Here is a 14,819-nt window from a genome sequence, read left to right as displayed (position 1 = left end):
TCTAACATGCGTCGTCTCATGCAACTGGAAAACAATAATGTCTGCGCTTTCCCCTACTTCTGACAGCTCTGATTCAAAGGGCAGCGGCCCACAGGGCGATGGCATCGACCCGGTCCGGGCCTCCCTTATCTCCGCACGCATTGATCGCCTGCCCGCCGTTGCCACGATCTGGAAACTGGTGGCGTTGCTGTCCATCGGCGGCTTTTTCGAGCTCTATGATCTGTTCCAGACGGCCTATATCAGCCCCGGTCTGATTCGCGACGGCCTGTTCGCCACGGGTGCACAGGGTGTGTTCGGCTTTTCCGACCAGGCCGCTTTCGCCTCGGCAACCTTCCTTGGACTGTTTCTCGGCGCCAGCCTGCTCAGCCCGATCGCCGACCGCTTCGGTCGGCGGGCCATCTTCACCTTCGCTCTGATCTGGTACACCGTCGCCACATTGCTGATGGGGATGCAGACGTCGGCGCTGGGCATTATCGGCATGCGCTTTCTGGTGGGCATCGGGCTGGGCATCGAGCTGGTGACCATCGACGCTTACCTGTCGGAACTGGTGCCCAAGCGCATGCGCAGTTCGGCGTTCGCTTTTGCGTTTTTCGTGCAATTTCTGTCGGTGCCGTCGGTAGCACTGATGTCCTGGTGGCTGGTACCGCAGGATCCGTTCGGCATCGCGGGCTGGCGCTGGGTGGTGATCGCCAGTGCGGTATTCGCACTGTTGATCTGGTGGCTGCGCTCCCGCCTGCCGGAATCACCGCGCTGGCTGGCCCAACATGGCCGGTTCGCCGAAGCCGAGAGGATCATGGATGACCTGGAAGCGCGCTGCGTGAAAGACCACGGCCAGGCGCTGGACGAGCCGCAAACCCACAAGGTGACCATCGAAGGCACAGGCCGTTTTGCCGACATCTGGCAGCCGCCTTATCGTCGTCGTGCACTGATGCTGATCGTGTTCCATGTGTTTCAGGCCATCGGCTTCTTCGGTTTCGGCAACTGGCTGCCTGCACTGCTTTCCGGTCAGGGCGTCAGCGTGACTCACAGCCTGGGGTACGCCTTCATCATCACCCTCGCCTACCCGCTGGGACCTCTGCTGTTCGTCAAGTTCGCCAACCGCTTCGAGAACAAATGGCAGATCGTCGGCTCGGCCCTGGGCGCGATGATCTTCGGCACGCTGTTCGCGCAGCAGAATACGGCGGCAGGGCTCATCGTTTGCGGGGTGATGATCACCTTCTGCAATGCCTGGCTCAGCTTCAGCTACCACTCGTACCAGAGCGAACTGTTCCCCACCAACATCCGTGCCCGCGCGGTGGGCTTCTGTTATTCGTTCAGTCGCTTGTCGACCGTGTTCAGCAGTCTGTTGATCGGCCTGTTCCTCGATCACTTCGGCACGCCGGGTGTACTCACCTTCATCGTTATCAGCATGCTGATCGTGATGATCACCATTGGTGGGTTCGGGCCGAAAACGCGCAACCTGGCGCTGGAGGATATCGCCCATCGGTGAGGCCTGAGGCGATCGCTGCAGAAGGCGTCAGAGGTTACGATGGCGGCGAAAGCGCTCGGGCGGACACCGACAGGGGACTGAATAGCCGCAGCCCTTGCGCAACCGGTTCTTACAGTTTTTGCCGGGGTTTCTAACGAATCCCCAACCGCTTGGCCAGCCGACTGAGGTTGGCGCGGTCGAGGTTGAGTTCGCGGGCAACGTCGGCCCATTTGCCTTGATGGCGACTCAAGGCATCGTTGATCAACTGCGTCTGGAATCCATCGACCGCTTCTTTAAGCCCTGCGCTCGGTTTGGTCGCTGGCAATGCATGCGCCGTCGGTGAGGCGGTTTTGGCACCGGGCTGAACCTCTTCGTTCAACCCCAAAGCCTGGGGTTCAATGGTGAGAATACGCGGCCGTTCACGGTGCCTGGACAACGCTTTGAGCACTGCGCGGCTGATCAGGTGTTCAAGCTCACGCACGTTACCCGGCCATGAATATCCGAGCAGAAGCTTCTGTGCCTCGGGACTCATGCGCAGGCCTCGCAAGCCCATGCGCACACGGTTTTCCTCAAGGAAATACCCCGCCAGCAGCAACACATCGCGCCCGCGCTCACGCAACGGCGGTACCAGCAGCGGGTATACGCTCAGCCGGTGATAGAGGTCGGCGCGAAAGCGTCCGGCGCGTACTTCTTCAACCAGATCACGATTAGTGGCGGCAATGATCCGCACGTCCACCCGGTGTTCCAAATCAGAGCCGACTCGCTGAATCTGCCCACTCTGCAGCACCCGCAGCAACTTGGCCTGCACCGCCAATGGCAACTCGCCGACTTCATCGAGAAAAATCGTGCCGCCATCGGCCAGTTCGAATTTGCCGCTGCGCCCGCTGATCGCCCCCGAAAACGCGCCTTTGACATGGCCGAACAACTCGCTTTCCACTAATAGCTCAGGCAGTGCCGCGCAATTGAGGCTGATCAACGGCTTGTGCGCGCGCGGCGATTGTAGGTGAATGGCTTCGGCCACCAGCTCTTTGCCGACCCCGGTTTCTCCGGTGATGAGCACGCTCAGCGGACTGTTGCCCACTAATTGGATTTCCTGTTGCAGGCGGCGATGCATCGTACTTTGTCCGATCAGTTCCCGAGGCCCGCGACTGCCAGCGGCGCGCTTGTAGATTTCAGCCAGTTGCCGCTGGTCTTCGAAGCGGCGCGCCAACAGATCGATCCGCTCGCTGGCCATGACCGTGGCTGCGGCAAGACTGGCGAACGCCTGCAAATTGCCCAGATCAACACTGCCGAAGCGTGCAGCGTCCAGCGAGTCCAGGGTGATCAAGCCCCAGAGCTGGTCCTGAACGAACAGTGGGCAGCCAAGACAATCATGAACTTGCAGCTGACCGTGAAGGCCGTCCACCAGCCCGTCGTAGGGGTCCGGCAGCTCGCAATCGGTGGAGAAGCGCGTCGGTTCGCGGTTCTGCATGATGATGTCCAGCCGTGGATGTTCCCCCAGTCTGAACCGACGGCCCAAGGTGTCAGGGCTCAGACCCTCCACCGACAACGGCACCAGCACATCGCCCTGAAGCTTGAGCAAGGCCACGGCATCACAAGGCAGCAACTGGCGCAGCGACCGCAACAGACGCCGATAACGCTCCTCGTCCGGCAGGTCGCGGGAGAGGTCCGCCACCAGAGGCTCAAGCGCAAGCAGTAAAGGATGGGTCATGGGGCTCCAGGGCACACTCAGACACGAAAACGCGGTCATTATGACATCGGCTCCGGTCAGAACCACAACACCTGGCACGTTAGAGACTGCCCCTCACCCACTCATAACAGTCATTGGTCAGTCGCCGATAAAGCGACGGTTACTGTTTCAATATTGAAACTCACCACATACTAATACCTGCCACCAGAGCGTTGTTTTATTCTGGCGCCAAGCCTTTGTCGACAATAGCAATAGTCTTTAATTTATATAAAGTTGTAAAAACTTATTTTTGTTTATAGTCAGGCCGGTCTTAAGTGGAGCACCCGCCATGGCTAGAATTCAGGGACGAGTTCAAGAAACTGTCCCACCCTTGACTTACCCACCTTTGGTTATCGATCTGGACGGCACGCTGCTGCGTTCCGACCTGTTGATGGAAACGGCCATGGCCTTCGTCAGAAGCAAGCCCCTGCAGGTGCTCAACGTGCTCGGCTGGCTCTTCAAGGGCAAGGCTGCGCTCAAGGAAGGCTTGGCGCTGGCGACCGAGATCGACGTTTCGGTATTGCCGTACGACTCGCAGATTATCGAGTTGATCCTGGCGGAAAAAGCCACAGGACGCATGATCGTACTGGCCACTGCCAGCCATATAAGTCTGGCCGAGCGGATCGCCGAACACTTGCGACTGTTCGACCTGGTATTAGCCTCAAATACCCACCGCAACTTGTCCGGTAATCACAAGCGCGATCTGTTAGTTGCTCATTACGGGGAAGGTGGCTTCGACTATATCGGTAATTCGAAAGATGATTTGCCCATCTGGAAAGTGTCGCGTCAGGCCTATGTGGTCAACCCGGACCCCGGGGTTGAATCGCGGGTGCAGGCCATGGCCCGGGTCGAGCCCACCCTGCGTACCCACACCGCCAGCCTGCGCGACTGGCGTAAGGCGATGCGCATGCATCAGTGGCTGAAAAACGCGCTGATCTTCGTGCCACTGCTGGCCTCTCACCGGCTCGCCCAGCTGGAGCTGATGCGCGACGGGGTTTTCGCATTCCTGTGCTTTGGCGTGTGTGCCTCCAGCGTCTATATCCTCAATGATCTGTTGGATCTTGGCGATGACCGACACCACAAAAGCAAGCGCGACCGGCCGTTCGCCAGCGGTCAGTTGTCCATCAAGGCCGGGTTGATTCTGGTCCCTGCCTTGTTGCTAACGGCTTTCGGCTCGGCCCTGTTATTGCTGCCCTGGCAGTTCTCGGCAGTCATGGCCGCTTATTACGGGCTAACACTGGCGTACTCGCTGAAACTCAAGCGCCTGATGGCCTGGGATGTGATCGTGCTGGCGATGCTCTACACCGCGCGCATCATCGCTGGGGTAGCAGCGTTCAACCTGACCCTGACCTTCTGGATCCTGGCGTTCTCGATGTTCATTTTCCTCAGCCTGGCGATGGTCAAACGCTACGCCGAACTGCGCGATGCGCGTACCCGCGAGGTAAACACAGTGGCCCGCGGTCGCGGCTATTACCCCGGAGACCTGGACATGATCGCCTCCCTTGGCGCCTCGTCCGGTTACCTGGCGGTGATGGTGCTGGCGCTGTATATCCAGGACGCGAACACCACCTCGCTTTACGTCACACCGCACGTGATCTGGCTGGCCTGCCCGCTGCTGCTGTTCTGGGTCACCCGCGTATGGATGCTCACCCACCGCGGGCAGATGAACGAAGACCCCGTAGTGTTCGCTATTCGTGACCGCACCAGCCAGCTGATCGGTGCCGTGTTCCTGCTGATGTTCTGGATCGCCGCATGAGTCCCCCCCTGTATTCGTGGGGCCGCTTTCCCCAAACGCCGCAGCACGGCCACAGCTGTGTTTGGCGCGATGAACTGCCTGCCCGTCTTGAACGCGTGATTGAGCACCACGGCAGCAGCCTGCCCTACGGTAACGGGCGCAGCTATGGCGACAGCTGTCTGGCGGCCAGCGATCAGGTGCTGCACATGCGCTCGCTGGATCGGCTGATCGAGGCCGACTGGACATCGGGTGTGCTCAAGGTCGAAGCCGGCATTACCCTGGCCGAGGTCCTGAACGTCACCATTGCCCAAGGCTGGTTTCTGCCGGTGACGCCGGGCACCCAGTTCGCCACGGTGGGTGGCGCTATTGCCAATGACGTGCACGGCAAGAATCATCACCTGCGTGGCACTTTTGGCCGACATGTACGCAGTTTTGGTCTGTTGCGCCACGGTCAGCCAGAGATTGTCTGCTCCCCCGACGTCAATACCTCGATGTTTGCGGCGAGCATCGGCGGGCTTGGCCTGACCGGAGTGATCCACTGGGCCGAACTGCAACTGATGCCGATCCGCGCCAGCCAGATCGACACCATGACCGTGCGTTTCAACAATCTGGCAGAATTTTTTGCCCTCGCCGATGAGCTCGACCATCAACACGAGTACAGCGTGGCCTGGGTCGACTGTCTGGCCAAGGGCGCCGAGACCGGGCGTGGGGTCTTCATCGTGGGTGACCACGCTCAATATGGTTCGCTGGACGTGCAAGCGCGGGCGAAGCTGAGCGTCCCGCTCACACCACCGGTTTCGTTGATCAACAAACTCTCGCTCACTGCTTTCAACGGCCTGTATTGGTGGGTTCACCCGAGCCAGCGCAAGACCGCTCGCAGCGCCTATGAACCGTTTTTCTACCCGCTGGATCGCATCCTGCACTGGAATCGCATCTATGGTCGCCGCGGCTTTCAGCAGTATCAGTGCGTGATTCCAAACGCCAATGCCGAAACGGCAATGGTTGAGTTATTGCGGGCCATTGCCGATGCCGGGCAAGGCTCGTTTCTGGCGGTGCTCAAGCGCTGCGGCGATGTGCGCTCGCCGGGCCTGCTGTCGTTTCCGATGCCGGGGACGTCGCTGGCCCTGGACTTCTCGCAGAGCGAAGACCTGCAGAACGTAGTATTCCCGCGACTGGACGACATAGTCCGTGCCGCAGGGGGCCGCTTGTATCCAGCCAAGGATGCCCATATGAGCGGCGCGGACTTTCGCCAGGCCTACCCCGCCTGGGAGCGACTGGAAGCGCTGCGCGATCCCTCTCTGATGTCCCGTTTCTGGAGCCGCGTGCTGCTATGACCACAACCGCTATGAAAAGAGTGCTGATCATTGGCGCCACATCGGCCATCGCCACCGCCTGCGCTCGCTTGTGGGCGAGCCAAGGGAGTGATTTTTTCCTCGTTGCGCGTAACGTCGACAAACTGCAGCAGACCGCGGCCGACCTGAAAGCCCGCGGCGCGCACAACGTCACCCTGCACGAAATGGACGCCAATGACATCGATGCTCACCCCCTGATGCTCGGCCGCTGCCTCACCGCATTGGGCCAGATCGATATCGCGTTGATTGCCCATGGCACCCTGCCGGACCAGAAAGCCTGCGAGCGCGACGTCAACCTCGCCCTGCGCGAGTTCGCTAACAACTGCACCTCGGTGATCGCCCTGCTGACCGTGCTGGCGATGCAATTCGAGACCCAGCGCTGTGGCAGCCTGGCGATCATCTCCTCGGTGGCGGCCGATCGTGGACGCCCTTCCAATTACCTGTACGGCAGCGCCAAGGCCGCGGTTTCGACCTATTGCGAAGGCTTGCAGGCGCGCTTGTTCAAGGTTGGCGTGCACGTGACCACGATCAAGCCGGGCTTCGTCGACACGCCGATGACCCAAGGCCTGTCGCTGCCCACCGCTTTGCTGGCCCAACCGGCACAGGTCGCCCAGCGCATCGTCAAGGGCATCGCCAACAAGGTGCCGACCCTCTACGCGCCGGGGTTTTGGGCATTGATCATGCTGATCATTCGCTCGATCCCGCAGCCGTTGTTCAAGAGGTTGAATCTGTGAACCCGACGGTTTCCAACGCGCAGGATCCCCTCACTGGCTGGCGTTACCGGGCGGTCGTGCTGTCGGTGGTGGCTTCGGCGCTGGGGTATCTGGGGTTTTCCCTGTGGGGTGGCTGGCACGCGGTGGGCGCAGCGGTGAGCGAAGTCGGCGTGGTCGGGATCCTCATTGCGCTGTTCATGTCGTCGGTGAACTACGGCCTGCGCTTCATCCGTTGGCAGACCTACCTCAAGGTGCTGGGCCACCCGATGCCCTGGCGCCCTAATCTGAGCATTTATCTGGCTGGTTTCGCCCTGACCACCACACCCGGCAAGGCAGGCGAAGCCCTGCGCGGCGTGCTGCTCAAACGCTGGGGCGTGCCTTACCCGCAGAGCTTCGCGGCCTTTTTCAGCGAGCGGCTCTCGGACCTGCTTGCCGTGGTGCTGCTGACCTTGTTCGGCCTGTCGCTGTACCCCGAGGCGATGCCGATGATCGTGGTCGGCATCAGCCTGGTGCTGGCCGGTCTGCTGGTGCTGTCGCAACGTCGGCTGCTGGAGCGTTTGACGGCGATGGTGCCTGGCGAGGGCGGCAAGCTCATCGGGTTGCTGCGCCATCTGCTGCACGTGCTGGTGCATGCCCAGCAGTGTCATCGTTTGCGCCTGATGCTGGGCCTGACCGCGCTCAGCGTGGTGGCGTGGAGTGCCGAAGCGCTGGCCTTCGACTGGATTCTGCAGTGGATGGGGGCCGACATCCCCCTGACTTTCGCGGTGTTCGTCTACGCCCTGGCGATGTTAGCGGGCGCGGTGAGTTTCATGCCCGGCGGCTTGGGCGGCGCGGAGGCAGTGATGGTCGGGCTGCTGGTCTGGAAAGGCATGAGCAGTGCAGATGCTATCGCAGCGACGGTACTGATTCGCTTAGCCACGCTGTGGTTTGCCGTGGCCATTGGCGCGGTGATGCTGTTCAGGCTCAAGGGCGAAGCCGTACCCCACGGGCAAACGGCGCAGTAACTTCACAAGCAAGCTTGGCGTGCGCCAACGTGAGCGCACCGCGTCATTCGCAGAACAGAGACAGGAGTGCAGTTGATGGTGGCAGTGGTACGTAACCGGGCATCGATTTTGATTCCCTTGCTGTTGGCAATCGGAGCGATCGTTGGCAGTTTTCTCGCTTCCAGCGGCCCCATCCAGTGGATGGACAACGGCATGTTTCTCGCCGACGCCTCCCAGGGCCAGTATTTCAGCCAGGCCCTGGGCCCGCTCGACCACCCGCTTTACCGGTTCCTCAGTACCGCATTGTTTGCAGGCTTGGGGCCTTACGTGCTGAGCTTCATGAACTCACTGCTGCTGATTCCCTTGGGCTGGGCGGTGTATCGACTCGCTAAAGGCGCGGGGGCGACGACCCGGCAGGCCCTGCTGTCAATCGCCGCTGCCGTGCTGTGTCATTGCGTGTTCTGGGTCTCGACCAAGGCTGAAGTCTACGTGCTGCACTCCGTGCTGGTGACGCTGGCCTACATGGTCCAGTTCCGCGACAAGCCGCGTCTGGGGGTGATCCCGGCGCTGTTACTGATCGGCTTGCTGACGGGGCTCGCTGCGGCGATTCATCAACTGACCTTCATCGTGCTGTTCCCGCTCTACCTGCAATTGCTGTGGCAGCACAAGGCGCGGATTCTGGTCACTATTCCCGGCTTTGTCCTCGGTTTCGCGGTGGCCATTCCCGGTATCCTCAACGAGATGCAAAACGGCCTGGGGCTGCTCGACATCGGCCACCGCTACCTGATCGGCATCCCTGACCGCACTACCGAACAAAGCTGGCAGGGTTCACTGTTTCGCTTCGACGAGATCTGGCACGAGAAAAACTCGGTAGTGTTGTTGTTGCTGTCGCTGATAGGGCCGCAACTGGTGGGCCTGCTGCTGTTTCCGAAAACCCCGACCCTGCGCGTGCTCTGGGCCGCAGCAATGATGAACTTCATCTTCGCGGTGTCCTATAACGTCACCGACCGCTTCACCTTCTTTTTGCCCGGCGCGGTGCTTCTGAGCATCATTGGCGTGATGCAGCTGCAAGCGTTGCTGCCCCGCAATGCTTCAGGGCTGGTCAATGCATCGCCCCTTACCGCGCCGGTGCTGATCCTGGCGGTGTTCGCGGTCTACGCCAGCGGCACCCTCCAATTGCCGATGCACAAGGAGCCATTACCATTTCGCGATGACATTCACTACTTCATGGCCCCTTACCTGAGCGACCGCTCCGCCGAAGAGTTCGCACGCAGCTACGAAAAAGCCGTTCCGCCAGGCGCACTGATCATCGCCGACTGGACCCCCAACGGCGCCTTGCGCTCGGCCCAGGCCAGCGGCCTGCTCAAGGGGCGCGTATTCGAGTCCTGTGACGAGGTCAAGAACATCGATCACTACCTCCAGGGGCCCGGCGCCTTCCTCGCCCGCACCAGCTACTGCGCGATGATCGCCGACCGGTTCACGCTGGAGACGTTGCCGGTGGGGTATGAGTTAAGGGCGAAGTAAAGCCAACGAGAGCTTCTGCGAACGCTCAAAGGGGCAATGCAAGATGCTCCAGAAGCGAAGTTCTCGTGGGCGGCACTCGAACGCCAGGCAGGTACATTCGGTATAGGTGTACCGGTTGCCCATCGCCTGGCGAACAAATTCGCTCCCAGCGTTTGCCGGCAGAAGCCTGTGTAGAGCGTCAGTTTTCGCTACATGGCCAGAACCCACGCTGGTGCATCCTGCAGCGCTACAGGTCGCAGAAAACGTTCGATAGCGGCGTAACCTACGGAGGTTGTCTGTGCTGCCGTCGACGACGGCCACGGCCCCCCATGCTGCTGCGCCGCGCAGACAGCCACCCCGGTCGGCACGCCAGCGAACAGCACTCGCCCGGAGATTGCTTCGGCAGCGTGCACCAGCGCCCGGTTGCTTTCGCTGTCCTCGTTTACCCCCCACAGAGTGGTGGTCAGCGTTCCGCTGATTGCACCGAGCACGTCTTCTACCTGTTCGATCGAGGTCGCTTTCACGATCAACGCCGCCGGCCCGAACATCTCTTCGCGAAGGTCCGCGTTGATGGTGAAATCCTTGGCACCGACACTGAACAAACGCGGCGCTGGCCCGACACCATCGACTTCTGGCTGGAACACCCGCGTGGCATAGCTCGCCACCGTGTCCGAGGCGCCGTCGAAGCCTTTTTTCATGCTCGGGGTGAGCATGCGGTGGGTCTTGACTGGGCGAATCGCTTCGGCGAGTTCAGCGATGAATCGCTCGCTGGCCGGATGATCCAGCACCACGATAACCCCTGGGCTGGTACAGAACTGTCCACATCCCTGAGTGATCGAACCTGCCAGCAACGCTGCCAGCTTCTGACTATTGCCTTCAAGGGCAGCAGGCAACGCGACCAGGGGGTTAATCGAGCCCAGCTCCCCATAGAATGGAATCGGACGCGGACGCTCATTGACCAGTTTCCATAATGCCGTGCCGCCCTGAAAAGAGCCGGTGAACGCAACGGCGGCGATCTGCGGATGCTGTACCAGATAGCCAGCGGCTGCGCGAGATGCCCCTTCGATGATAGTTAGAACGCCCTCCGGCAGTTTTTGCCGTGCCACTACGCGGCGTGCCAGTTCGTACACCGCAAGGGAAAGTTCAGGGTGGCCAGGGTGGGCTTTCACCACCACAGGACAACCGGCCGCAAGCGCCGATGCGGTATCACCGCCAAGTACGGAGAAAGCGAAAGGGAAATTGCTGGCGGAGAACATCGCCACCGGGCCCAGAGCCCGCTTAACGCGGATCAGCTGCGGACGGCCGACGGGAGGTGCACCGACGACGGCGGCATCGTTGACTCGCTGATAAGGCAGACCCGCCTCCACAGCATCGGCAAAGCCACGCAGCTGAAAAGCGGTGCGAGCCACCTCGCCACTCAAGCGCGCTGCACCGAGGCCGCTCTCACGATCCGCGAGAACGACGAGCTCTGCCTGGTGTTGCTCAAGAGCAGCCGCCAGCCCGCGTAACAAGGCAGCGCGAGCCGCTGCTTTTGACTCACCCCAAACGAGCGCTGCAGCACTGGCCTTGGCGACCGCCTGGTCAATGGTGGACAAAGAAAGTTCTTGATGGGTAGCCATGGAGCATTCCAATCGTAATTTGAATAGGTAGCGCGGTGCCGCCCGTGAAAAGCAAACCATCACTTTCAAACAGTGGCTACCTGCTTCTCGGTTTAGGTGCCAATGTTGGGTTGAAGCGGTTTGATTTTCCCCACCACCAGCACGTAGGAAATCGCTGCAACCACGCCATGGAGCGCCACAAACCAGAGTGCTTGAGTAAAGGAACCGGTGGTCTGCAACGCATAGCCAATGACGATCGGAGTAACGATGCCCGAAACGCTACCGAAGAGATTGAACAAGCCGCCCGCGAAGCCCACCAGATGGCGCGGCGATGTGTCTGCAATGAGCGCAAAATTGACGGCACCAAGGCCCTTGCCAAACAACGCCAGGGTCATCAGCGCGACTACTGCACAGGTCGAATCCACGTAGTTGCAGAGCACCACGCAGGATGACAGCAACATACCGGTCACAAAGGGAGCTTTACGGGCGACGGACAGGCTGTAGCCCCGTCGAGTAAGCCAGTCGGAAAGCAGCCCACCGAGAATGCCGCCAATGAAACCGGCAATGGCCGGAATCGCTGCGACAATGCCGACGTCCACGATATTCATCCCGCATCCCTTGACGAGATAGATAGGGAACCAGGTCAGGAAGAAGTACTGCATCGACGTCAGACAATATTGACCCACGTAAATGCCCCACATCTGCCGGCTGCTCAAGAACAACTTGAGGTCCGACAACCGGACTTTCTGATGTGCGCCAGGGGCCGTTGTGCCTTCGACATTGGCCCCACCTTCACGCAAATGATTGAGTTCAAGGTCATTGATCCCGGGATGCTCGGTCGGCACGTACATGAGTTTGGCCCACATCGCCGCCAACACGACGCCAAGCGCGCCCATGACCCAAAATACAGACTCCCAACTGACATGGCCGACCAGCAAGCCCATGAACGGTACGAATACCAGCACCGCAACATATTGCGCGGAGTTGTAGATCGAAGTGGCCGTACCACGCTCGGCGACCGGAAACCAACTGGCCGTAATGCTGCTGTTGCCAGGAGACAGAGGCGCCTCCACCAACCCCATCAAGAACCTCAGGGCAAACAATGTGACGATGACCCAGCCGGTCGGTCCAAACCCTACAAAGCCTTGAGCCAGAGTAACCACTGACCACAGGCACAGAGCCACCCCATATACGCGGATCGCGCCGAAACGATCAAGCAACCATCCAGCGGGCAATTGAGCTATCACGTACGCCCAGGAAAACGCCGAGAAAAGGTAGCCCAACTGCAGCGCGGTGATGCCCAACTCCGCCGACATGGCCGACCCCGCGATGGACAGGTTTGCCCGATCGGCAAGTGCCACGGCACTCGCAATGACGAGCATCGTCAGCGTCGTGTATCTCGCCCGCGAACGGGTCTGGGCCGCGACTTGGCCCATGGTGTGTGCTTTCATCAGAATCTGCCTCGATTGTTCTTGTAGGAGAAGGCAAAAAAGGGAGTCAGCGGCCCAGGCGCGTCTCCAGCCGTGCAACCAACCGATCGATTTCAGCCAGATCGTTGCCAGACAAGCGAGGCCCAGGGGCGCGCAGCGTTGCATGGCGAATCGCGCCGCGTCTGCGCATCACTTCCTTCCTCGCACACACGCCCCAGAAGCCCATGGCTTCGTAGCGCAGCAGAGGCAGGTAGATGTCGAAAAGATCGTCCGCTTCGTCGAACCTGCAGGCTTGATGCAGGTGATAAACCTGGCTCAGCATTTCCGGGTAAGAGAAACCCGCCATCGGGCCGTCAGCGCCACGCTGGAGTTCCAGTGGCAGGTACATCGCATTATTACCGGTCAGAATAGCGACTCGCCGGCCACTTCCCTCGCGCAAACGGGATATCTTGTTCAGGCAAGGCAGATCTTCCTCCTTGATCAACTGAATCTCGCGATGCCGTTCTATCAGTTGATGCATCAGCGGCACGGACATCGTCACTTTTGAGGCGAACGGAAAATCCTGCAGCACCGTCGGCGTACCCTCGATGCGGCGAAACACTTCGGCAAAATAGCCCAGCAGATCCTCATCGGCCTGCAAGCCGGTTGGCGGCGCAATCATCACGCCAACCGCCCCCAGGTCCATCGCCTCGCGGCTGAACTGGGTCAGTTGCGCCAGACTTGGGTTGCTGACGCCAATCACCACCGGCAGGTCGCCAGCGGCCTTGATGTAACGCTGAGCGACTTGTCGCGCTTCTTCAGCGTTGAGCTTGCCGGCCTCACCACTGACGCCCAGCACGGTAAAACCGTTCGCGCCGTGCCCGCGATAGAAATCAACCAGCGTGTCGATGCTGTCCAGATCGACGGCGCCGCGTTCGTCGAAAGGAGTTTGCGCCACGATATAGACGCCCTTTGTAGAATCGAGCATGTTGCCTCCTGAGTATTTCGAAAAGTGGCTGACGGCACTCAACGCTTGTTGAGATCGAACACGTGGTGAGCTGTGGTATGGCGCTTGATATAGTCCCAGTCGTAAGTCACACCCAGGCCTGGGCCGGTAGGCACTGGCACAGTACCGGCAGCATCAATGCAATCGATCTGGTCGGAATACCCGCAGGTGTAAACCTGTGGAATGTTATTCGCGCAGTCAGGCCCGACGAGGGCAATTTCATAGAAGTTGGAGTTGCGGATGGCACCCATCACATGACGGTGTGCCGGGCCAACGGCGTGAATCTCTACGTCCAGCCCAAAGGCTTCTGCCAGTCGCGCCGTCTTGATCGCACCCGTGATGCCCATGTCGTACTCTGGATCGACGCGCATGAAGTCGGTGCCGCCAGCTATCAGGAAATCCGCCTTAGGCTCCAGCCCACGCACATGCTCGCCAATCAGTAATGGCGTCTTGAGCATTTCGCGCAGTTTCTTATGAGAGAAAGCTGACAGACCTGCATCACGGTAGGGATCTTCGAACCAGAAGTACTCGGCTTCGTCGCAGGCCTTACCCACGTACAGAGCGTCGGCGAAGGTCTTGAGGTCGCAGGCGCCGTCATACATCAGTTCCATGTCTCGACCTACGGCCTTGCGCGTCGCCAGTATGGCTGCGGCTTCTTCACGGGGATTGCCGTCGAACCAGCCGTGAATCTTGAAACCGGTGTAGCCCATTTCCTGACAGCGCAATGCGAACTCACCGTAGGCTTGCGGACTGTCCAACCCTCCGTTGCGGTCACCATGGAAGGTGCTGGCATACGCTTTGAGGCGGCCGCGGTAGCTCCCCAGTAATTTCTGAATGGAGCAATTGAGTTCTTTGCCGGTCAAGTCCCACAAGGCGATGTCGATAGGGCCATGGCCCATGTGGTCAAAGTGGTGAAGCTTGCGCTTGAACTCGTCGTAGATCGCCTCACGGTCATCGGGATTACGCCCCAGCAGGTCAGGCGCCAGCATCAGCGACTGAGCCAGCGCAGGCCGTGTGCCGCCCCACATCGCGACGTATTCACCGCGCACACCCTCATTGGTTTCGATCACAATCGCGTACTTGGCCAAAGTCATCTTGGCGCCTTTTTTGTAAGCCACGTGGTTGTGGGTGTGCTCACCTGCCGCGGCAAGATTGTGAACGTCGTAGGTAAAGTCAAAGATTTCTACGCGAGTAATGTAGGACACGTTACTGCCTCCAGTTTTTGTTGTTGTCACCATTGAGTCGAGACGCTTAAGTCCGGAATGCAGGCTTGTCATGTCTCGCTGGAAGTCAGAATATGCAGCCTATCAATTCATGTCCAAG

11 protein-coding genes are annotated in these 14,819 nt (G+C 60.0%); 6 read left to right on the top strand and 5 right to left on the bottom strand.

What is annotated here, in order from left to right; translation table 11 throughout:
• Positions 1-37: 37 nt before the first annotated feature.
• A complete protein-coding gene (locus tag EC915_RS01570; RefSeq protein ID WP_133748772.1) occupies positions 38-1,489 on the top strand; it encodes an MFS transporter in 1,452 nt (483 codons plus the stop codon).
• 130 nt (positions 1,490-1,619) lie between these two features.
• On the opposite strand, the gene norR is transcribed toward EC915_RS01570, so the two are convergent.
• Positions 1,620-3,179 carry a nitric oxide reductase transcriptional regulator NorR gene (norR, locus tag EC915_RS01565; protein ID WP_133748771.1) on the bottom strand — a complete coding sequence of 520 codons (1,560 nt, stop codon included), beginning with the start codon at positions 3,177-3,179 and terminating at the stop codon, positions 1,620-1,622.
• A 307-nt stretch (positions 3,180-3,486) separates the two neighbouring features.
• Here norR and EC915_RS01560 point away from each other — a divergent pair, with 307 nt between their 5' ends.
• The 5 genes from EC915_RS01560 (at position 3,487) to EC915_RS01540 (ending at position 9,504) form a co-directional block, all read left to right on the top strand.
• Complete coding sequence (locus EC915_RS01560) at positions 3,487-4,953, top strand: UbiA family prenyltransferase (protein ID WP_133748770.1); 1,467 nt, start codon at positions 3,487-3,489, stop codon at positions 4,951-4,953.
• Positions 4,950-6,266 (top strand): FAD-binding oxidoreductase, encoded by a 1,317-nt coding sequence (locus EC915_RS01555; protein WP_133748769.1) that lies wholly within the window; start codon positions 4,950-4,952, stop codon positions 6,264-6,266. The genes EC915_RS01560 and EC915_RS01555 overlap by 4 nt, the downstream gene beginning before the upstream one ends.
• Before the next feature lie 11 nt (positions 6,267-6,277).
• The gene (locus tag EC915_RS01550; protein ID WP_133749389.1) at positions 6,278-7,018 is read left to right on the top strand and encodes an SDR family oxidoreductase; all 741 of its coding nucleotides are present in this window, start codon (positions 6,278-6,280) and stop codon (positions 7,016-7,018) included.
• Positions 7,015-8,001, top strand: a complete 987-nt coding sequence (locus EC915_RS01545) for a lysylphosphatidylglycerol synthase transmembrane domain-containing protein (RefSeq protein ID WP_133748768.1) — start codon at positions 7,015-7,017, stop codon at positions 7,999-8,001. Before EC915_RS01550 ends, EC915_RS01545 begins: the two co-directional genes overlap by 4 nt.
• 75 nt (positions 8,002-8,076) lie before the next feature.
• Positions 8,077-9,504 (top strand): DUF2723 domain-containing protein, encoded by a 1,428-nt coding sequence (locus EC915_RS01540; protein WP_133748767.1) that lies wholly within the window; start codon positions 8,077-8,079, stop codon positions 9,502-9,504.
• Positions 9,505-9,692: 188 nt separating this feature from the next.
• On the opposite strand, the gene EC915_RS01535 is transcribed toward EC915_RS01540, so the two are convergent.
• The 4 genes from EC915_RS01535 to EC915_RS01520 form a co-directional block, all read right to left on the bottom strand.
• Positions 9,693-11,102, bottom strand: a complete 1,410-nt coding sequence (locus tag EC915_RS01535) for an aldehyde dehydrogenase (NADP(+)) (protein WP_133748766.1) — start codon at positions 11,100-11,102, stop codon at positions 9,693-9,695.
• Positions 11,103-11,194: 92 nt separating this feature from the next.
• Positions 11,195-12,532, bottom strand: a complete 1,338-nt coding sequence (locus tag EC915_RS01530; RefSeq protein WP_133748765.1) for an MFS transporter — start codon at positions 12,530-12,532, stop codon at positions 11,195-11,197.
• A gap of 46 nt (positions 12,533-12,578) precedes the next feature.
• Positions 12,579-13,478 (bottom strand): dihydrodipicolinate synthase family protein, encoded by a 900-nt coding sequence (locus tag EC915_RS01525; RefSeq protein WP_133748764.1) that lies wholly within the window; start codon positions 13,476-13,478, stop codon positions 12,579-12,581.
• A 38-nt stretch (positions 13,479-13,516) separates the two neighbouring features.
• A complete protein-coding gene (locus tag EC915_RS01520) occupies positions 13,517-14,701 on the bottom strand; it encodes an enolase C-terminal domain-like protein (protein WP_218568067.1) in 1,185 nt (394 codons plus the stop codon).
• Positions 14,702-14,819 lie beyond the last annotated feature (118 nt).

This window comes from Pseudomonas sp. LP_7_YM, assembly GCF_004364435.1.
Taxonomy (GTDB): domain Bacteria; phylum Pseudomonadota; class Gammaproteobacteria; order Pseudomonadales; family Pseudomonadaceae; genus Aquipseudomonas.
Note: the sequence above shows the minus strand (reverse complement) of the source record. Positions and strands in the feature narration are given on the sequence as shown.